The 19901-nt window shown below is 59.8% G+C and carries 21 protein-coding genes and 1 tRNA gene; 8 read left to right on the plus strand and 14 right to left on the minus strand.

Annotation, left to right across the window (positions count from 1 at the left end; translation table 11 throughout):
- Positions 1-20: 20 nt before the first annotated feature.
- The gene (locus tag I6E81_RS04200) at positions 21-329 is read right to left on the minus strand and encodes a hypothetical protein (protein WP_197106128.1); all 309 of its coding nucleotides are present in this window, start codon (positions 327-329) and stop codon (positions 21-23) included.
- Between the two features lie 296 nt (positions 330-625).
- On the opposite strand from I6E81_RS04200, the gene I6E81_RS04205 reads away from it, so the two are divergent.
- Positions 626-1081 carry an SRPBCC family protein gene (locus I6E81_RS04205; protein ID WP_197106129.1) on the plus strand — a complete coding sequence of 152 codons (456 nt, stop codon included), beginning with the start codon at positions 626-628 and terminating at the stop codon, positions 1079-1081.
- A 44-nt stretch (positions 1082-1125) separates the two neighbouring features.
- Here I6E81_RS04205 and I6E81_RS04210 read toward each other — a convergent pair whose 3' ends face one another.
- The 3 genes from I6E81_RS04210 to I6E81_RS04220 form a co-directional block, all read right to left on the minus strand.
- Positions 1126-2208, minus strand: a complete 1083-nt coding sequence (locus tag I6E81_RS04210; RefSeq protein ID WP_197106130.1) for a UvrD-helicase domain-containing protein — start codon at positions 2206-2208, stop codon at positions 1126-1128.
- The gene (locus I6E81_RS04215) at positions 2186-3793 is read right to left on the minus strand and encodes an ATP-dependent endonuclease (protein ID WP_197106131.1); all 1608 of its coding nucleotides are present in this window, start codon (positions 3791-3793) and stop codon (positions 2186-2188) included. The genes I6E81_RS04210 and I6E81_RS04215 overlap by 23 nt, the downstream gene beginning before the upstream one ends.
- Positions 3794-4102: 309 nt before the next feature.
- Positions 4103-4174 (minus strand) — tRNA-Gln (locus I6E81_RS04220).
- A gap of 102 nt (positions 4175-4276) precedes the next feature.
- Here I6E81_RS04220 and I6E81_RS04225 point away from each other — a divergent pair.
- Both I6E81_RS04225 and I6E81_RS04230 read left to right on the plus strand, forming a co-directional pair.
- Positions 4277-4828 carry a PadR family transcriptional regulator gene (locus I6E81_RS04225; RefSeq protein WP_197106132.1) on the plus strand — a complete coding sequence of 184 codons (552 nt, stop codon included), beginning with the start codon at positions 4277-4279 and terminating at the stop codon, positions 4826-4828.
- Positions 4825-5262, plus strand: coding sequence for a hypothetical protein (locus I6E81_RS04230; protein WP_197106133.1), 438 nt, complete (start codon positions 4825-4827; stop codon positions 5260-5262). Before I6E81_RS04225 ends, I6E81_RS04230 begins: the two co-directional genes overlap by 4 nt.
- 3 nt (positions 5263-5265) lie before the next feature.
- Here the strand turns inward: I6E81_RS04230 and I6E81_RS04235 are convergent, their stop codons facing one another.
- Genes I6E81_RS04235 through I6E81_RS04255 form a run of 5 tightly spaced genes read right to left on the minus strand, consistent with a single transcriptional unit; the run spans position 5266 to position 10720 of the window.
- Complete coding sequence (locus I6E81_RS04235) at positions 5266-6219, minus strand: NAD(P)/FAD-dependent oxidoreductase (RefSeq protein WP_197106134.1); 954 nt, start codon at positions 6217-6219, stop codon at positions 5266-5268.
- The gene (gene gltX, locus I6E81_RS04240) at positions 6216-7715 is read right to left on the minus strand and encodes a glutamate--tRNA ligase (protein ID WP_197106135.1); all 1500 of its coding nucleotides are present in this window, start codon (positions 7713-7715) and stop codon (positions 6216-6218) included. Before gltX ends, I6E81_RS04235 begins: the two co-directional genes overlap by 4 nt.
- A gap of 45 nt (positions 7716-7760) precedes the next feature.
- Positions 7761-8531, minus strand: a complete 771-nt coding sequence (locus I6E81_RS04245) for a fumarylacetoacetate hydrolase family protein (RefSeq protein WP_197106136.1) — start codon at positions 8529-8531, stop codon at positions 7761-7763.
- Positions 8528-9634: a branched-chain amino acid aminotransferase gene (locus I6E81_RS04250; protein WP_197106137.1), complete on the minus strand. Its 1107-nt coding sequence runs from the start codon at positions 9632-9634 to the stop codon at positions 8528-8530. The genes I6E81_RS04245 and I6E81_RS04250 overlap by 4 nt, the downstream gene beginning before the upstream one ends.
- A gap of 39 nt (positions 9635-9673) precedes the next feature.
- Complete coding sequence (locus I6E81_RS04255) at positions 9674-10720, minus strand: 3-isopropylmalate dehydrogenase (protein WP_197106138.1); 1047 nt, start codon at positions 10718-10720, stop codon at positions 9674-9676.
- Positions 10721-10853: 133 nt separating this feature from the next.
- Here I6E81_RS04255 and I6E81_RS04260 point away from each other — a divergent pair, with 133 nt between their 5' ends.
- Positions 10854-11111, plus strand: coding sequence for a DUF6458 family protein (locus I6E81_RS04260; RefSeq protein WP_197106139.1), 258 nt, complete (start codon positions 10854-10856; stop codon positions 11109-11111).
- Positions 11112-11204: 93 nt separating this feature from the next.
- On the opposite strand, the gene serA is transcribed toward I6E81_RS04260, so the two are convergent.
- Positions 11205-12797 carry a phosphoglycerate dehydrogenase gene (gene serA / locus I6E81_RS04265; protein ID WP_197106140.1) on the minus strand — a complete coding sequence of 531 codons (1593 nt, stop codon included), beginning with the start codon at positions 12795-12797 and terminating at the stop codon, positions 11205-11207.
- A 135-nt stretch (positions 12798-12932) separates the two neighbouring features.
- Between serA and I6E81_RS04270 the strand changes: the two genes are divergently transcribed.
- From I6E81_RS04270 to I6E81_RS04280, 3 genes are all read left to right on the plus strand, one after another.
- Positions 12933-13322 (plus strand): DoxX family membrane protein, encoded by a 390-nt coding sequence (locus I6E81_RS04270; RefSeq protein ID WP_197106141.1) that lies wholly within the window; start codon positions 12933-12935, stop codon positions 13320-13322.
- A gap of 62 nt (positions 13323-13384) precedes the next feature.
- Positions 13385-13906 carry an META domain-containing protein gene (locus tag I6E81_RS04275; RefSeq protein WP_197106142.1) on the plus strand — a complete coding sequence of 174 codons (522 nt, stop codon included), beginning with the start codon at positions 13385-13387 and terminating at the stop codon, positions 13904-13906.
- A 178-nt stretch (positions 13907-14084) separates the two neighbouring features.
- Positions 14085-14873, plus strand: a complete 789-nt coding sequence (locus I6E81_RS04280; RefSeq protein WP_197106143.1) for a HesA/MoeB/ThiF family protein — start codon at positions 14085-14087, stop codon at positions 14871-14873.
- Positions 14874-14882: 9 nt separating this feature from the next.
- Here I6E81_RS04280 and I6E81_RS04285 read toward each other — a convergent pair whose 3' ends face one another.
- A complete protein-coding gene (locus I6E81_RS04285) occupies positions 14883-15605 on the minus strand; it encodes a Pr6Pr family membrane protein (RefSeq protein ID WP_197106144.1) in 723 nt (240 codons plus the stop codon).
- Between the two features lie 46 nt (positions 15606-15651).
- Between I6E81_RS04285 and I6E81_RS04290 the strand changes: the two genes are divergently transcribed.
- Entirely contained in the window at positions 15652-16416 is a 765-nt protein-coding gene (locus tag I6E81_RS04290) for a DUF1353 domain-containing protein (RefSeq protein WP_197106145.1), read from the plus strand.
- 107 nt (positions 16417-16523) lie between these two features.
- Here I6E81_RS04290 and ilvC read toward each other — a convergent pair whose 3' ends face one another.
- Genes ilvC through I6E81_RS04305 form a run of 3 tightly spaced genes read right to left on the minus strand, consistent with a single transcriptional unit; the run spans position 16524 to position 19874 of the window.
- The gene (gene ilvC, locus I6E81_RS04295; protein WP_197106146.1) at positions 16524-17549 is read right to left on the minus strand and encodes a ketol-acid reductoisomerase; all 1026 of its coding nucleotides are present in this window, start codon (positions 17547-17549) and stop codon (positions 16524-16526) included.
- Positions 17550-17578: 29 nt separating this feature from the next.
- On the minus strand, positions 17579-18085 hold the full coding sequence (ilvN, locus tag I6E81_RS04300) for an acetolactate synthase small subunit (RefSeq protein WP_197106147.1): 507 nt from the start codon (positions 18083-18085) through the stop codon (positions 17579-17581).
- Between the two features lie 4 nt (positions 18086-18089).
- Positions 18090-19874: an acetolactate synthase large subunit gene (locus I6E81_RS04305; protein ID WP_197106148.1), complete on the minus strand. Its 1785-nt coding sequence runs from the start codon at positions 19872-19874 to the stop codon at positions 18090-18092.
- Positions 19875-19901: the final 27 nt, after the last annotated feature.

Raw genomic sequence — 19901 nt, forward strand, 5'->3', positions numbered from 1 at the left:
CGACGCCTCCCCCGCACTGCCTATTCAGCACACTCCAGCAGCGTGTAGTTCCACCCCTGATCCTCGGCGGTGGCTTTGATAACACCCGCGTAGTCGTCGATCGGGACTATGCCGATTGCCCCGGCGTTGATGTCAGGGCACTGTGCCACGATCACCCAGCGCCCCGCAGGCTCACCACCGTCGTAGCTGGGCTCGACATCGAGAAGCGGTGTCGATAGGTCGTAGATGGAGAGGTCACCCGGGAGCAATGGCGTGGCATCGAGGAGCGTCATCCCGATAACGCTGTCGTACCGCGGGGGCACCCCAGCACAGGCGCTCAGGCCAATCACTAGAGAAATACTGGCGACCCCGAAGCCTACTTTCCGCACTCCCCTGCGGCGAGCCTCTCTTCTAGACAACAACAGGGACGCCGATTGGCGTTGAGACCGGTGAACGAAGGCGGGACGTACTGCTCACTTCAACTCCCTTGGTGGTGCTGAATCACTGCGCTGATCGTACTCGGCCCCACGTCGCTGCGCGATAGTTTTCTTCCCCAGAACGCGGCGACCTGCGAGATCTGCTGAATCGGTGTCAGCGATACGAACCGCACCCTCCAGACTCGCGTTGGTGAACGTATGCTCAACTTATGACCCAGTTGATCGTGCTCGATACCGTATTCGATGCCCCGATCGCTGAGGTGTGCGCACTATCGCTGAGCGTGAATCTGCACCTCGATTCGATGACGCACCACCGCGAAAAGGTCATCGCGGGTCGCACGACTGGCCAGTTCGTCGAGGGCGATGTCGTCACCTGGTCGGCACGCCACTTCGGCCTGCCGCTGCGGTTGACGATCCGAATTTTTGACGTGGATGCTCCGCACCGGTTTGCGGATGAACAAGTCCGCGGCCCTTTCGCCGCCTACCACCACGAGCATCTCTTCGAAGAGATCGACGGCCGCACCCACATGCAGGATCGTCTCACCTTCGCGGCCCCCTTCGGGCCACTCGGGCGCCTCGTAGAGAAGCTGTTCTTGCGGCGCTACATGCAGACGCTGCTCGAGGAGCGCAATGCTGCGCTTTTCGGCTCGCTCCAAGTGAACTAATTGCACGAGCGGGATAACGACTATTGGCCCGCGAACGCAACGCGTCAATTCTCCGAATTCCACACCGGGAGATCAGAGCGCCCGGGAAGATCAAGAATTATTCCCACACTTTGGCGCGCCCTAGTAACCCCAACGTAAAACTTAGCTCGGCTACCCGCGGCAAGGTCGGAACCTTTCTGAAGATACTTAGAAATAGGTGCAGTCGGATTGATCAAAACCCGTTCGAAAGTGAGCCCTTTCACCTCTCCCATGTTTCTCGCATTGGCCCCGAAGGTCTCGCTTCTTTTGTCCCAAACCAATACCTGCGGATCATGTTTCCTCAGATACGTAGATACGTCCTCGGTCCGGACCAAGAAAACTCCATCGTGAATCGTCGAGCTCGGATTCCTAGATTCAGTTTTCGCTAAGTCCGGGTAAAGCGCATCGGCGAGATCACAAATCTCTGGACGGCAGCGATATGAATGCGTCATCAGGTAAACCTTGATCTTGTTGCTCGCCTCAAGTTTTTCCACCCAATTCACGACGTCAGACTTCGTCATTCCCTTATTCGTGCGCGACTGTGTGGTCGAAAACGTTCCCTGTCTTGGATCGCCGACGACAGTTACCGACGAGGTCGAGTCCATCAACAGCTCAATAAATTCGAAATCACGTCCTGAAATATCTTGAATCTCATCGTAAAATATATGAGGGAAAATCGCGGCTATCCGTTTGACAACTGCCCCATTGGATTTGTCGTTAAGCAGGCAGGCAAATTCCGCTAGATAGTCCCTATAGACCTTGGACGCGGAATCCAGGTAGTAACGTCGAACATCGGTTTTGCGGGGATATCCGAGCCTCCTATCGAAATGAAGTCCGCTCACTTGGTTGATGTCAACTGCCTCAGATTGATAGGGCTTTATCCCGTGTCTTATCAAAAAGGTAAGCCAAGGGATGACTCGAATGTTTGGAGGCACAACCCCTGTTTTGCTGATTATTCGGTTGCGTATTTCAGCCGCGCCATTGCTCGTGTAAGTGGTAATTAGAATTCCCTCCTCGGGAGGGAGAGCTAGCGCGCGCGTCACGATTTCCTCGGTTTTCCCCGAGCCCGCGGCTGCGACAATTGCGTTATTCAACGAACTTGATGGCATCGTTTATATATTCAGGCATCGTTATGTCGCTGGCGTGCTCAAAAATGCGCAAAGCGGCTTCAGTCTTCGAGGCAGTCATTTTGTCGACCAGCTCGTCATCTGTAATGGTGTTCCATCCGAACACTGTATTTAGAGCTGCACGGCCCGCAGATGAGACCAGCTGTGGCTCTAGCGTCCGCCCGTCAGCGACATTTCCGACGAATCCTTTAACGCGCTGACTGACTTCGAATTGCTCGAATCTCTTCCGCGCTTTAGCGTCGCTGACATCATCGTCCAAGTCCGTAACAACCGCTATCTTCAACGAGAGCGCTTTCCCCAATTCAAGGAACCTTTTGAATGCTAAGGCCTGGACGCTGAGAACGTCTATGCCATCTTCGATCGGCAGCCGACCGTGCTTTTGGTGGTATGCCTTCTGAACAATCAACTCGTCGGAAGGGCCTTCCACCAAAACTACAGACTTGGCGAGCACCATGCGCAGCGTGTCATACCCTGCCAATTTCGCAAAATACTTCTTCGTATCGTTTGGGAGTGAACCTAACGTAAGTTGACCGCTCTCGGACAGCAGCCGGAGCTTGTCAATACCGAGTTTATTCAGCACGAACGAACTATGAGTGGTGAGGAAAACCTGTTGGCCAGAACTACGCTCACGGATTCTAGAGATCAGCTTGCTCAGGTTGGAATGGGACAGGTGGTTCTCCGGCTCTTCCACCATTACAACGTGACGATCGGTGCCGTCCTTTTCTAATGCAAGCAGAATTTTGAAGGCAGATTGTTCGCCCTGCCCGACGAGGTCAAAAGGGATGCTGTCCAAGTGCGGGACAAGTCCGGATTCCCATGAAGATTTTGCCGAAGCATCACTTGATAGTGTCAAACTCTTCTTACTCAAGGTCGTCCGTTCGACCTTTATCGAATCGTTCGCGGCCACGAAGGCAGGGTCTTGAACAAGCGCCTCCTTATGGTTTCGGAAAGCGAGCGAGAGCTTGGCGCGTGCCTCTAAATCAAGATGATCACTAATCGATTTGCGCAAATAGTAGTCGGTGCCACTTTGCAGCCGCAGCGTTGATGCGTCGATAAGCGCCGCCGTGACTACCGGTCGCGCTCTCGACACATCTTCGCCAGCGAAATCATGACGGTCGACTCTGAAGAATTCGATTGGAATCGACGTAACCTTTTCGGGTTCCGTGACGTAGGCGGCGTACTCCACGGCGAAAGCTGGATCCAGCTGCACCTCCAAGCGAATGCCGGGGACATCTAGGTGAAGTGAATTATTCTTCCCTTTCAGTGCGACCAACATCCCAGAGTCCCGAAAGTACGCTTCGATCAGGATCACAGGTGGAGGCGTGTCAGAACGCTTCTGAATGGCCATGATCCAAGCTTCGGAGACCGACTTCGTGAACCAATGAGGAGAGCGCTCACCATCAAGAGTGCGGCCGCCAAGTCTCCCCGTCAACGCCATCTCTAGCGCGGACATGATCGTAGACTTTCCAGTGTCGTTATCGCCCACCAGAATGTTCATTTCAGAATCGAATTCGATCTCAAGATGCTCGAAGCGTAGAAAATTCTGAATAAGAAGTCGTTCAATCATCTTCCAGCCTCCGATAAATATTCGATTTTTACGATCAGCACTCATTCTTAGCGCTGTCGAACGGCCATCGGGCATTTGACTCGCTGTGAAACACAATTCGACGAACACGACGCCATTTCGCATGCAGACTTGGCGGACGAAACGCTGCTTCCTAAGCCGGCTCTGAGATTTCAGAGCGCGACAGGATCGCCAGCGATCTCGTGTTCGAATTCGCCTTTACAAGCTCGTACTCGCCGCAGCAGGTCATTTGGGCAAAGAAAAAGCCCGGCGTGAGCCGGGCTGGGCGGGAGTTGCTCCCTAGTTGTTTTGCTGGGGTACCTGGACTCGAACCAAGAACAAAAGAATCAGAATCTTCCGTGTTGCCAATTACACCATACCCCACAGGATTCAGCCGCAGCCGAACCGATTTACTACTTTAGCGCATCCTGAGCGGGTTGTGGTTCACTCCTTGACGCCATATAGGACTTGTCCTATATTCGGAGCATGTCCCTCCTCCACGCTGTGCTCGGTTTCGTCGCGATTCAGCCCATGACGGGCTATGAACTCGGCAAAGCATTCTCGACAACCGCCGCACACTTCTGGCCGGCCGATCAGTCGCAGCTCTACCGCACCCTCCATCGCGCCGAAGCCGACGGCCTCGTTGAAAGCACCACCGTCGAGCAGGCAACCCGACCCGACCGCCGCTTGTACACACTGCTCGAACCTGGCCGCGAAGCACTGGAGACGTGGCTGGCCTCACCCCTCGAACCAGACAACTCCCGCGAACCCTTTCTTCTGCGGCTGTTCTTCGCCGCGTCGCTCGGCACCGCTGGCGTTATCGAACTGCTCGACCAACGTCGCTCTGCTGCCGCAGAACTCCTCACCACCCTCGACGCTCTCGCCTCGAGCGCACCCCACAAACCCTCGAAAACCACTCTCGCCATCCAGCTGCAATACGCCACGCTCGAATCAGGACGAGCCCACGCGCGCGCCGAGATCACGTGGCTCGATGAACTTCGCGCCCAACTCGCCGACCACAAGGAGCCCGCCCGATGAATAAGATCACCAACCCCATCCACCGCGCTGCGCGCATCGGCGCCGCCATCGCTGCCGTGCTCTTCACCCTCGTCGCGCTCTTCCAACTCGCCGTCGTGCTCGGAGCACCCCTCGGCGAATACACCCAAGGCGGGGCGAACAAAGGCACGCTCCCCGTTCAGAGCCGCATCTTTGCGGGCGTCTCTGCCGCCCTCGTTCTCGTCATGGCGGCAGCAATGCTGGCTCGCACCGAACGCGGTCCCCTGAGATTCGCTCCACGCCGGCTCATTGCCGTGCTCGCCTGGATCACCACCGCCTACGCGGGTGTGGGCGTCATCCTGAACCTCATCACGCCAAGCGCCGTCGAACGAGCCGTCTGGGCCCCCGTCACCGCCGTGATGTTCGCGGCGTGCCTCGTCACCATGTTGCTGACGCGCGGCCGCGCGGCGAAGTGACCCTTAGAGCAAGTCGCGGTTGATAACCGCGGCAACCTCAGCGCCGTCACCCGCGGCAACGATGAGTTGCTGGGGGCCGGGCGGGGTGGCGTCACCAATCGCATAGGCTCCCGCCGTGCTGGTGCGGCCGGCAGCGTCCACGACAATCAGACCCTCCGCGTCGAGTGCGAGCTGCAGGCCCGCCGCAAAGTCGAGCGCCGTCTCATAGTCGGGTCGCACAAACGCGGCCTCGCGCGCGACCGTCTCGCCGTCGGCAAGCACAACGCCGTTCAGGCCATCACGGTCGCCCGCGACATCCGCCACCTCACGACGATCCACGCGAACACCACGCTCGGCGAGCATCACCTCATCAGCATCGCTGACGTGGCCAACGCCCTGCGTGAAGACAATCAGGTCGCGGCTCCACTGCGAAAGCAGCAGCGCCCGCTCCGCCAGGTCATCCGTGTGCCCGATTAGCGCTATCGGCTTATCCGCATACTCGTAGCCGTCACACTCCATGCACGAGTGGATGCTTGTGCCATAGAACGCGCGCAGCGTCGGCAACTTCGGCAGCACCTCGCGCAACCCGGTCGCGATCAGCACGGTGCGGGTAGTAACCGCTCCCCCGCGATGCGTCACGGTGAAGCCCGCGCCGACGGTCGCCGATGCGCCCTCAGGAGCGCTAGCGGCATCCGCACGGTCAGCAGCGACCAGAGGCTCGATGCCCTCCACAATCGTGCGCTCGAACGACACGTTCGGATACTGCTCAAGCTCCTCACGGCCCATCTTGCGAAGCTCGAGAGGAGAAATACCATCGCGGCTCAAAAAGCCGTGAGAGTGGAACGTCGCCGAATTGCGGGGGCGATTGCTGTCGAGCACGAGAGTGCGACGACGTGCCCGCGCCAGATTCAGGGCAGCACTCAGTCCGGCCGGTCCGCCGCCGACAATGACAACATCCCAGTCGAACTGCTCACTCATAGCTGGGCGCGCAACGCCTTCAGGCGAACCAGTGACGATTCCTTGCCCAACAGTTCCATCGACTCGAAGAGCGGCGGGCTGATGCGGCGACCAGCGATCGCACTACGCAAGGGTCCGAAAGCCAGGCGCGGCTTCATCTCTTTCACCTCGATGAGTTCGGCGCGCAGGGCGGCCTCGATGGCATCGTGCGTCCACGTCTCAAGATCAGTCAGCACGGCGATCGCGGCATCCAGAACTTCGGGGCCTTCGGCCTTCGGCATCGCATCGGCGTCGACGGTGAGATCGGCATCCGCCGTGAACAAGAACTGCAACAGTGCGGGAGCATCGCCCAGCAGCTGCATGCGCTCCTGCACGAGAGGTGCGGCAGCAGCTAGTGTCGCGAGCTCAGCCTCGGTCGGCTCAGCCGAAATGACGTCAGCGGCAACGAGGTACGGCACGAGACGGCCGGCGAACTCTTCCGCCGAAAGCAGACGGATGTGGTCGCCATTCAGCGACTCTGCCTTCTTCACGTCGAAACGGGCCGGGTTCGGGTTCACGTTCTCCACGTCGAAGGCGGCGATGAGCTCGTCGATCGAGAACACGTCGCGGTCAGGAGCAAGCGACCAGCCCAGCAGCGAGAGGTAGTTGATGAGCCCCTCGGGGATGAAACCGCGGTCGCGGTGCAAGAACAGGTTCGACTCGGGGTCGCGCTTGGAGAGCTTCTTGTTGCCCTCACCCATCACGTAAGGAAGGTGACCGAAGCGCGGGATGGCGTCGGTGAGCCCGATCTCGATGAGTGCCGTGTAGAGGGCGATCTGGCGAGGTGTGCTCGAGAGCAGGTCTTCACCGCGCAGCACGTGCGTGATGCCCATGAGCGCGTCATCCACCGGGTTCACGAACGTGTACAGCGGAGCACCGTTCGGGCGCACCACAACGAAGTCAGAGAACGAACCAGCGGGGAACGTGATGTCGCCACGAACCAGGTCATCAAAGCTGAGGTCAGAGTCGGGCACGCGCAAACGCAAAGCCGGCTTGCGACCCTCTTCTTTGAATGCCGCGATCTGCTCAGCAGTGAGGTCGCGCTCGAAGTTGTCGTAGCCCTGCTTGGGGTCGCGACCGTTGGCCACGTTGCGGGCCTCGATCTCTTCACCCGTCGCGAAAGACTCGTAGAGGTGACCAGAAGCCTTCAACTTCTCGATGACCTCAAGGTAAATGTCGGTGCGCTGCGACTGACGGTACGGCTCATTCGGCCCACCCGTCTCGACGCCTTCATCCCAGTCAAGACCCAACCAGCGCATGGCGTCGAGAAGCTGCAGATAGCTCTCTTCGCTGTCGCGAGCGGCATCCGTATCTTCAATACGGAACACCATCTTGCCGCCGGTGTGACGCGCATAAGCCCAGTTGAACAGGGCAGTGCGGATCAGCCCAACGTGGGGCGTACCGGTAGGTGACGGACAAAACCGAACGCGAACGTCGGAAGCGGTTGCAGTAGAAAATGGCGCAGACATTGCCACCATTCTAAGCCGCAGAACCGCCCTCTGCAGGCGGTTCTGCGGCTGCGCCTACTTGGCGATAGAACGAACCGGGTTGCTTAGCGTGCCGATGCCCTCGATCGTGATGTCGACAGTGTCGCCGTGCACGAGCGGGCCAACACCGGCAGGCGTGCCCGTGAGAATAATGTCACCGGGCAACAGCGTGAATGCGGCCGAAGCGTAGACGATCTGCGCAGCAACAGAATGAATCATCTGGTCGACGGTGCCGTCTTGCTTGAGGTCACCATTCACCGTGGTGCGGATGCTCTGCGAGCCCACCTCGAACTCAGTCTCAACTACCGGCCCAAGCGGGCAAAACGTGTCGAAGCCCTTGGCGCGTGACCACTGGCCATCAGACTTCTGCAGGTCGCGAGCCGTGACGTCGTTGGCAATCGTGTAGCCGAAGATCACACTGTCGACATCGGCTTCAGCAACGTTCTTGGCAATGCTGCCGATGATGACGGCAAGCTCTCCCTCGAACGCGACCTCGTCCGACTGCGGCGGCAACATGATCGCATCGCCGGGGCCGACAACAGACGTGTTCGGCTTGATGAACATCATGGGAGCATCCGGAACCTCGTTGCCGAGTTCCTTCGCGTGCTCGGCATAGTTGCGACCGAACGCCACCACCTTCGAGCGCGGGATGACCGGTGCCAGCAGCTTGATGTCCGCGAGCGGCAAACGCTCATCGGTGGTCTCGAAACCGTTGAACATCGGGTCACCCGTCAGCACCACAATGTCGTCGCCATCGATGATCCCGTAGCGGGCTCCCGTGCCAGCACTGAACCGAGCTACCTTCATGCGTCAAGCCTCATCATCCAGCCGTGCTTGTCTTCGCGACGGCCATATTGGATATCGGTGAGCTCTTCGCGCAGCGACATCGTCAGTTCGCCGGCAGGAGCATCCGCCGACCCAATCTCAATACCGTCACCCTTGAGCAGAGCAATAGGGGTGATCACTGCGGCGGTGCCACACGCGAACACCTCGGTGATGTCACCCGAGGCCACACCCTCACGCCACTCTTCGAGAGTGACGCGGCGACGCTCAACCTTGTGACCGCGGTCTTCGGCAAGCTGAAGCACCGAGTCACGCGTGATGCCCTCAAGAATTGACTCGGAGTGCGGCGTAACGAGGGTTCCGTCTTTCTTGACGAGAACAACGTTCATGCCACCGAGCTCTTCGATGTACTTGCCCTCTTCGGCATCCAAGAACAAAACCTGGGCGCAGCCCTGATCTGCAGCTTCTTGCTGCGCGATGAGCGACGAGGCGTAGTTGCCGCCCGTCTTGGCCGCCCCCGTACCGCCTTTGCCTGCGCGCGTGAAGTTCGTGGAAATCCAGATCGACACCGGAGCGACGCCACCGGTGAAGTAGGCGCCAGCTGGGCTCGCGATCACGTAGTAGTTGACCTTCTTGGCCGCGCGCACTCCGAGGAATGCCTCTTTCGCGAACATGAAGGGGCGCAAGTAAAGGCTCGTCTCTGGAGCGCTCGGCACCCAGTCAGCATCAACCGCGATGAGCTGCTTGAGCGAGTCGATGAAGGCGGGAATAGGCAGTTCGGGCAGCGCCATGCGGCGCGCGGAACGCTGCAAGCGAGCACCGTTCGCCTCGGGGCGGAACGACCAAATGGAACCGTCTTCGTGCCGGAATGCCTTAAGGCCTTCGAAAATCTCTTGACCGTAGTGCAACACCGCTGCAGAAGGGTCGAGCTGGATGGGGCCATACGGCTGCACGCGCGGACGGTGCCACCCGCCCATCTCTGACCAACACACGTCGACCATGTGGTCGGTGAAGTTCACGCCGAAGCCGGGGTTAGCCAGAATCGCGTCGCGCTCTTCGACCGAGCGAGGTTCTTGGTTCTTCTTCACCATGAAAGTGAGGGGGCGATCAGCCAGCAGATTCTTCATCAAATGTCCTTAATGACGTACAGCCATAATGGCGGTGGGTTAATTCTGCGCTACAGCGTCGGCAATTGCACTGCCAATCTCAGAAGTGGACCGTGCGGTGTCGCCACGGGTGCTGAGATCGGCTTCAACGGCCGCAGTGACGCGGGCCGCGGCATCCGATTCGCCGAACTGTGACAGCAGCAATGCAATCGACAGGATTGCCGCCGTCGGATCAGCGAGTTGTTTGCCCGCAATGTCGGGCGCTGAGCCATGAACCGGCTCGAACATGGAGGGGAATTCCCCGCTCGGGTTTAGATTGCCGGAGGCGGCCAAACCAATGCCGCCGCTGATGGCTGCTGCGAGGTCTGTGAGGATGTCGCCGAAAAGGTTGTCGGTGACGATAACGTCAAATCTACTCGGATTTGTGACCAGGTAAATCGTCGCCGCGTCGACATGCATGTAATCGACCTCAACCTCGGGGAACTCGGCCGCCACCCGGTCAACCGTTGTCTGCCACAAACCACCCGCGTGCACGAGCACATTGGTCTTGTGCACGAGCGTGACCTTCTTGCGGTCGCGACCCATCGCCTGCGCGAAAGCGAACCGAACAACGCGCTCAACACCGAACGTCGTATTGATCGACACCTCAGTGGCAATCTCGTGCGGTGTGCCGGTGCGGATGCGCCCACCATTGCCCACGTAGGGGCCCTCGGTGCCCTCCCGCACGACAACAAAGTCAACCTCGCCGGGGTTAGCCAGCGGTGACGTCACGCCAGGGAAAATCTTGGTTGGGCGGAGGTTCACGTGGTGATCAAGCGCAAAACGCAGCTTCAGCAACAGGCCGCGCTCGATGATGCCGCCCGTGAGGCGAGGATCGCGCGGGTCTCCCCCAACAGCGCCCAGGAGAATCGCGTCGTGCTTCGCAAGCTCAGCAATGTCGGAGTCTTCAAGAATGGTGCCCGACTCAAGGTAATGAGCGGCGCCAAAGGGAAACTCGGTGGGTGCGACATCCACACCGGTTGCCTTCAGAACCTTGAGGGCCTCGGCCACAACTTCTGGCCCAATACCATCACCGGGAATGACTGCAAGCTTGATCTGAGAAGGCATGTAAATACAGTACCGCTGCGGGGCTACTCGCGGCGTCGAGGCAGCAGCTTTGGAGGGCCGGATGCGGGCTCGCTATGCCTTTCCTGAACGTAGCCTGATTGCGCGCTGGATCAGGCGCGCTAAAATTGGGCTCATGAGTATTGGAACCGGAATTGTCCTTGTCGTGATCGGCGCGATTCTTACTTTCGCGCTCGATTTCCAAGTCGAAGGCGTCAACATTGACCTCATCGGCTACATCCTGATGGCAGCGGGAGCTGTAACTTTCATCATCGGGCTTGTACTAATGATGCGTAAGCGCACCTCTGTTACCACCGTGCACAACGGAACAGACGGCGCGAATGGCTCGGTCAGCGAGCGCCGCACCACCACAACCCCCGACGAAACCATCTAACGACCACCACGTTCAACACACACAAAAGGCGCGTCCCTAAAGTCGGGGCGCGCCTTTTGTTGTGCTCACGCCACGAGGGCGCGAACGAAGTGACTAAGCGTCGACGATGTCGATCGCGTGCACGTAGCGAGCGTCAATGCGCTCGGCCACGGTAGCGAGAACATCAGCGGATGCCTGCGAGTCAACGGTGAGCACGGAGAGGGCGTTGCCGCCTTCGCTTTCGCGCGCAATCTGCATGCCCGCGATGTTGATGTTGGCCTCGCCGAATTCCTTACCGAAGACAGCAACGATTCCGGTGCGGTCTTCGTACATCATGACGATGAGGTGATCCGCGAGCGGAACTTCGATGTCGTAGCCATTGATCTCGACGATCTTCTCGAGCTGCTTGTTTCCGACCAGGGTTCCCGAAACAGAAACCTGCGAGCCGTCAGCAAGCGAACCACGAATGGTCAGCAGGTTGCGGTATTCGGAGCTCACGACATCCGTAATCAAACGAACCGTGAGGCCACGCTGCTCGGCAAGAACCGGAGCGTTGACGTAGCTGACCGTCTCGGAGACAACGTTCGTGAAGATGCCCTTGAGAGCAGCAAGCTTGAGTACGTTGACATCGAACTCGACGATCTCGCCGCGAACCTCAATATCGACACTGGTGAGCGGGCTGTCGGAAAGACCAGAGAAGACCTGGCCAAGCTTTTCCATGAGCGGGATGCCGGGGCGCACGCTCTGGTCGATAACGCCACCAGCAACGTTCACTGCGTCAGGCACCAGCTCGCCACCGAGGGCGAGTCGAACCGACTTGGCTACCGAAACGCCAGCTTTCTCTTGCGCTTCAGAAGTCGAAGCACCCAGGTGAGGGGTGACAATGACGTTCTCGAGCGACAACAGCGGCGACCCTGTGGGCGGCTCGCTGACGAACACGTCAAGACCGGCGCCGGCAATGCGACGCGACTTGAGTGCCGTGTAGAGAGCGTCTTCGTCGATGAGGCCACCACGGGCCACGTTCACGATGTACGCGCTCGACTTCATGCGAGCAAACTGCTCAGTCGAGATCATGCCCGTGGTCTCAGGAGTCTTGGGCATGTGGATGGTGATGAAGTCCGAACGCTCAAGCAGCTCGTCGAGCGAGACGAGCGTGACGCCCATCTGCTGCGCGCGAGCGGCCGTGACGTAGGGGTCATACGCGATGATGCTGGTGCCGAAGGCCTGCATTCGCTCGGTGATGAGACCACCGATACGGCCGAGGCCGATGATGCCGATCGTCTTCTCAAAGAGTTCGGTACCCGAGTACTGCGAGCGCTTCCACTGCCCCTGCGCGAGAGCGCTGGAGGCAGCCGGAATGTGACGCGCGAGGCTCAGAATGTGCCCGACGGTCAGCTCGGCAGCCGAGATGATGTTGGAAGTAGGGGCGTTCACAACCATGACACCAGCAGCGGTAGCCGCCTTGATGTCCACGTTGTCGAGGCCAACACCGGCGCGCGCGATGACCTTCAGGCCAGGCGCGGCAGCGAGAGCATCGGCATCCATTTGGGTTGCTGAACGGATGAGAACGGCCTGCGCGTCAGAGAGCGCAGACTTCAACGCGTCACGGTCAGTGCCGTCAACGTTTCGAATCTCAAAGTCGGGCCCGAGGGCGTCAACTGTTGCGGGGGAAAGTTCTTCGGCGATCACAACGATCGGCTTAGCCACAGATCTGATCCTTCAATTCGCGGGGACTTCGCGCTAACACAACGAAGGCTGCTTGAGTAGACAACTACTGCAACTTTAGCGGCGACGGGAAGCCCCCGTTGCCATGTGACAACTCAGTGCGACGATAGAGCCATCATGGATGCCGTTGAGATCGCCCAGTGGGCGTTGCGAATTGTCCTCGCGCTGGCTTTTATCGCGATGGGCGTTAGCCACTTTGTGGCCGCCCCGGCGCGCACGATGCGGGCCATGATCCCACCAGCTCTGCGCCAGAAATGGATGCCCTCCCCCAGCGCGCTCGTGACCATCACCGGACTCTGTGAGATCGCTGGCGGTCTGGGGCTTTTGTGGGAACCGGTGCGATTCATCGCCGGGATCGCGCTTGTACTGTTTCTGGTTGCCGTGTTCCCGGCCAATGCGTACGCGGCCAAAGACCCTGATCGCTTTGGAAAAGCAGCCCTACCGTTCTGGCCACGATTCGCCGGTCAACTGGTGCTGATCGTGTTAGTCGTGCTGGCTGCGCTGTAAAAGTTTTGGGTCTGCCCCAACGAAACCGCACAGCCCTTCGTCTACCTAGGTAGGAGGAAATAATGCCCACACAATCAGCTCTCGCAAAGCTCACCCCGCTGCTCGCTGCTGGCCTGCTCGCTCTCACCGCGTGCGCCGGCCCCGCGACGCCGGTCGGCTCTGACGAACCGCCGATCGACAGCAGTCCCGGGCTCGGAGTCGAAGAAACTCCGGGAGACGCGATTCCCATCGAAGGCATCGACGGCACCTGGATCTATGCAGACGGCAGCGACCCCTCGGGCGCCCTGACCCTCGACGAGGCGGTGACAGTGACCCTCACCATCGCCGGCATCGAAATCGCCGGCGAATCGGCCTGCAACAACTACAACGCCACGTTCACCGGCGAACCGAGTGACCTCACCGTTGGCCCCATCGCTTCGACTAAACGTGCCTGCACCGACACTGCGCTCATGGACTTCGAGTCGCGCTACTTCGCTGCGCTCGCCGCTACGACAACAGCCATCCCCACCGGTGGCAGCCTCGTGTTGCAGGGCAACGGCGTGAATCTCAACTTCTTGCCGTCGTCGTCGCTGCCACTCGGCTAGCGCTGCCCTCGCACCTGCACCTGCACCTGCACCGAGCGGAATCCGGGTTAGCACCGGGCCCATAACCACCCCGAACAGGGCAGAGTGCACGCTCCCAGAACCCCCAGTTCGCGGCTAAACAAGTCGCCCACGACGGTTTCTCATCCGAATCTCACCCTCCCGGTGGAACAATCACACTATGGATCAGCGGTTTAGCCGCCAGCTCGCGCTAACCCACTTTGGCGAGACGGCGCAAAAGAATTTGGCGCGCTCTCGCGTGCTCGTGATTGGCGCGGGTGGCGTCGGCAGCACGGTCATTCCGTCGCTCGCTGCGGCCGGCGTCGGCACCGTTGGCGTCATTGATGATGACCGTGTTGAGCTCAGCAATTTGCACCGCCAACACATCCACCGGCTCTTGGATGTCGGCTACAAAAAAGTTGTGTCTGCTGTTGAGCGGGTGGCTGATCTCAGCCCTGCGACAACCGTTATTGCGATCGATGCCAAGTTGACTCCGCACAACGCTCTCGAGCTTTTTGCCGAGTACGACCTCGTGGTCGACGGCAGCGACAACTACGCGACCCACTACCTTGCAGCGGATGCCGCCGAGATCACCGGAATTCCGCTGGTGTGGGGTGTCGCCTGCGAATTCTGGGCCCAGGCCGGAGTCTCGTGGCCGGCTCGAGGCGCGGGCTTCCGCGACCTCTACCCGCTGCCGCCCGAGACCGCGACGGTGGACACCAACGTGATGCATGGCATCTTCCCTGGCGCCGTGAGCGTCGTCGCATCAATCGTCACGAGCGAAGCGATCAAGATTGCGGCTCAGGTTGGCACGACGCTACTCAACCGGGCCACGAACTACGATGCTCTCTCTGGCGAATTTTGCGAAGTGCCGTTCGAGCGCGCCCCCGACGCGGCACCTATTACTGAACTCGCGGACTACCGCCACCTCTTCGCCTACTCCCCGGTTGACGAGTGGCCCACTAGCTAACGCTCTGGGCTACCGGTTTGACGCAGTGACGCGATCACTGATCGCCCAGTGCGCCCACCGAGCCCGACTGATCGCAATCAGCCCCACCGCGATCGCGATGATAAACGCGGCGATTCCGAGCACGTAGACGAGCACTCCACCCCAGCCGTCGGGGCCATTGGGCTCCAAGAAGGGGTACGGAAACCAGCCATCGAGCAACCCGCGCACGATCGTGAAGGCCAACCACGCAATCGGGTAGATGACCACAATGCGCACGTCGCGCATCCGCAACACTGGTCGTGACGGCGAGAACAACCAGTCGAGCAGTAAGAACAGCGGCACCCACACGTGAATGACTTCGTTGGGCCACTGAATGCCCACATAGCCTTCGTCGGGTAGCCCGCGCAGCAGCACGTTGTAGACAACGGCGGTGACGACCGCATACGAGACGACGGATGCCCGAAGCACGCCCAACAGGTTCGACTCGCTTTGGCGGCGCACAGCCACCAGCCCGCTCAGCGCAAGAATCACGACGTTGATCAGGCTCGACTGGATCGTGAAGTAGCTGAAGTACTCCACCGCCACGAAGTCATTGTGAATCGACTCGTCGATCACCTGGGTGGCGATACTTGCGAGAACCAGCGCCGCCGCAATGAGCCGCAGCGCGCCGACAAGCCGCAGCACTTTCGGCGGGCCGCCAACGAAGGCGAAGTCGCGGGATCGGGGGAACTTGCGCTGCACATTCGTCGTCACTCCGACAGACTAGTCTGCAGACGCCAGTCCGACAGAGGAGTTCAGCATGCCGTTCACCGATTGCCACGGGAATGAACTGCGCAGCCTGCCTCTGATCTACCGACTGGATCGCGATTTTCAGGTCGCGGAGCCGTTTTGTTGGCAAGACCCTCGCCCCGGCGGCGGCGTTATCGAAGTGCCTGCACACGACCCCGCTCTGCCACCCACGGAAGGCAACAGCACAGACTTCGCCTCCGTGCCGCCGTTTCTCTGGGGGCTTATTGCTAGCTACGGCAAGCAAACCCTCGCCGCGATTCTGCACGACCACCTCACGCACCAAACCCGGCTCGCTCCCACCGACGACCGTCTCGCGCTCCGTCGGGTAGCTGATGAAACGTTCAGGGTAGCCCTCGCTGATAGCGGGGTTCACCAATTGCGTGCCCGCGTCATGTGGGCTGCAGTCGGCATCGAACGCTACGTTCACCATGGCGGTGTGCTCGGCTGGCTCATCGTCGCGCAACTCGCGCTGGGCATTCTGGCGCTCATCGCGGCGGTAGCTCTTGGCGTTCTCTTTCAGCCGCTCTGGTTGCTGCTCGCAGCTGCCCCCGCTGCACTGGCGTTGGTGTGGGGCAAGAACGCGGATCTCGTTCTTGCGTCGACCTATTTGGGTGCGCTGTACGCGCCCCTCGTTGCGGCCGCGTTCATTGGTTCCCGCTTGGAACAACTGCTCGCGACCGTCATCTGGGTCGGAACAGGCACTCCCGGCCCCGCCCCCAAGGCCGAGCCGACCCTGCGCTGGCCCGACCACGGCACGACGCTGCCACCCGCTTAGTTACGCTGCTGGTCCCGGCGACAAACTCCGCCATCGGCAGTTCGCAGCGTTAACGGCCAACGGCCGCCCCGCGAATGCGGAACGGCCGGTGGTGTGACTAGCGAAAGTTAGCGTGCAGCTGAACCGTCGGTGTAGTCGGAGTCTTGCTGCTTCCAAGCGAAGAGAGCACGAAGCTCCTTGCCGGTTGCTTCGATGGGGTGGTTCTGGCCCTTTTCACGCAGGGCGAGGAACTCGGCTCCGCCAGCATCCTGGTCCTTGATGAAGCGGTCTGCGAAGGCACCCGACTGAATATCTGCGAGAACAGCCTTCATGTTTTCCTTGACCGACTCGTCGATGACGCGGGGGCCCGAAACGTAGTCGCCGTATTCAGCGGTGTCAGAAACGCTCCAACGCTGCTTAGCGATGCCGCCCTCCCACATGAGGTCAACGATGAGCTTGAGCTCGTGAAGTACCTCGAAGTAGGCGATTTGCGGCTGGTAGCCAGCCTCGATGAGGGTTTCGAAGCCGTACTGAACGAGCTGCGAGGTTCCACCACAAAGAACAGCCTGCTCACCGAACAGGTCGGTCTCAGTCTCTTCGGTGAATGTGGTCTTGATGCCACCGGCGCGAAGTCCACCGATTGCCTTGGAGTACGACCAGGCCATGTCCCACGCGGTACCGGTGGCGTCGTTCTCCACAGCAACGATGACGGGAACGCCACGGCCTGCTTCGTACTCGCGGCGAACGGTGTGACCCGGTCCCTTGGGAGCTACGAGGATGACGTCGACGTCAGCAGGAGCGTCGATGTAACCGAAACGGATGTTGAAGCCGTGTCCGAAGACGAGGGTGTCGCCCGCAACAAGGTTGTCCTTGATGTCGGCGGCGTAGAGGCCACGCTGGTGCTGGTCGGGAGCGAGGATGACAACAACGTCAGCCCACTTGGCTGCTTCGGCGCTGGTGAGCACGTCAAAGCCGGCGTCGGTTGCCTTCTGGATGCTCTTCGAGCCCTCCTTGAGGCCAATCTTGACCTGAACGCCTGAGTCGCGCAGGTTCAGCGCGTGGGCGTGGCCCTGCGAGCCATAACCAATAACGGCGACCTTCTTGCTCTGGATGAGGGCGAGGTCAGCGTCTTTGTCGTAAAAGATCTCGGTCACAGTAGTGATTCTCCTTTGTTGTTGTTCTGTTAGTTCTTGAAAACTCGGTCGGTGATGCTCTTCGAACCGCGGCCCATGGCCAGCAGTCCACTCTGAGCAATTTCTTTGATCCCGTAGGGCTCGAGCACTCGGAGGAATGCTTGAATTTTGCCCGAGTCCCCCGTGGTTTCGATGATGAGCGCATCGGATGCGACATCGACCACACGGGCACGGAACAGGTTTACCGCTTCGAGAATTTGTGAGCGCGTCGTGTTGTCTACACGCACCTTGATGAGCAAGTGCTCGCGGGTAACCGACTGGTCAGGGTCGAGTTCCACGATCTTGATCACGTTGATGAGCTTGTTGAGCTGCTTCGTGACTTGCTCGAGGGGAAGCTCGTCGACATCCACCACAACGGTGATGCGCGAGAGTCCTTCGATTTCGCTCGAGCCAACAGCCAGCGACTGGATGTTGAACCCGCGACGGGCAAAAAGCCCAGCGACGCGAGTGAGCAGACCTGGTTTGTCTTCTACCAGCAGGGAAAGTACGTGACCCATCGCTCTACTCCTCTTCCCACTCGGGGGCATGATCGCGGGCATATTGCACGCTTGAGTTTCCAACGCCCTGCGGCACCATCGGCCACACCATCGCGTCACGACTGACGACGAAGTCGATCACCACGGGGCGATCGTTCGTGTCGAGCGCGAGTTGGATGGCTGCGTCGATTTCTTCCTTCTTCGTGACACGGATAGCGAGGCACCCGTAGGCATCCGCCAGCTTCACGAAGTCCGGAATCATCACCGTGTCGTGCCCGGTATTGAGGTCGGTGAACGAGTGGCGTCCGTCATAGAACAGCGTCTGCCACTGACGAACCATGCCGAGGCTCGAGTTGTTGATGATCGCGACCTTGATCGGAATCTTATTGATCGTGCAGGTAGCAAGCTCCTGGTTGGTCATCTGGAAGCATCCATCGCCATCAATGGCCCACACGGGACGACCGGGGTTCGCTACCTTCGCGCCCATGGCAGCGGGCACGCCGTAACCCATCGTTCCGGCACCACCAGAGTTGAGCCACGAGTTGGGGCGTTCATGCTTGATGAACTGTGCAGACCACATCTGGTGCTGGCCAACGCCAGCCGCAAAAATGCCTTCCGGCCCGGTGATTTCACCGATGCGCTGGATCACATATTGCGGCGACAGCAGACCGTCATCAGGTTCGGTGAACCCAAGCGGGAACTGGTTGCGAAGCGAGTTGAGTCGCTCCCACCACGCGGTGTAGTCAGGCTTCGTCGACACGCTCGCGTCAGTAAACGCTGCCGTGAGGTCGATGATGACGTCTTTTGCATCGCCAACGATAGGAACCTCGGCCGCGCGAATCTTGCCGATCTCCGCCGGGTCGATATCAACGTGAATAACCTTCGCGAGAGGCGCGAACTCACTCGGCTTGCCCGTGACGCGGTCGTCGAAACGAGCGCCGAGCGAGATAAGGAGATCGGACTCTTGGATGGCGAGAACAGCGGGCACAGAGCCGTGCATTCCCGGCATCCCGAGGTTCAATTCGTTGGAGTCGGGGAACGCACCGCGAGCCATCAAAGTGGTCACGATGGGCGCCCCCACGAGGGTTGCCAGCTCGAGCAGCTCTGCAGAAGCGCCGGAGCGAACAACGCCGCCACCGACATAGAACACGGGGCGCTCGGCCTCGGCCAGCATCTGCGCTGCGGCCTGAACCTGCTTGCCGTGCGCCTTCATAACCGGGCGGTAGCCGGGCAGGTCAACCTTCGGCGGCCAAATGAAGGGGGCGGATGCCTGCTGGCAGTCTTTCGTAACATCAACGAGCACCGGACCAGGGCGGCCCGTTGTCGCAATGTGGTACGCCGCCGCGATGGTTGCCGGAATGTCTTCCGGCTTCGTGACGAGGAACGAGTGCTTCGTGATCGGCATCGTGATTCCCGAGATGTCGACCTCTTGAAAAGCGTCGGTTCCCATCGAGGTCGAAAACACCTGACCGGTGATCGCGAGCATTGGCACGGAGTCCATGTGGGCATCCGCAATCGCCGTCACGAGGTTCGTCGCTCCCGGACCCGACGTCGCAATGCAGACGCCGAGCTTTCCGGATGACGAGGCGTAGCCCTCAGCAGCGTGACCAGCACCCTGCTCGTGGCGAACCAAGATGTGACGAATGGCGGTTGATGCCATGAGTTCGTCGTAGAAGGGCATGATGGCGCCGCCGGGCAAGCCGAAAACGTCTTTCACGCCCAGCTTTTCCAGACTGCGCAGAATGGCACCTGAACCGGTCAAGATGTCCGGTGTCGTGCTCTTCGGCCGCGGTGCGGGTTCAGAGGACATGTGTGAATCCTTTTATGTGAATGGTGA

It is taken from the genome of Salinibacterium sp. NG22, assembly GCF_015864925.1.
Taxonomy (GTDB): Bacteria; Actinomycetota; Actinomycetes; order Actinomycetales; family Microbacteriaceae; genus Rhodoglobus.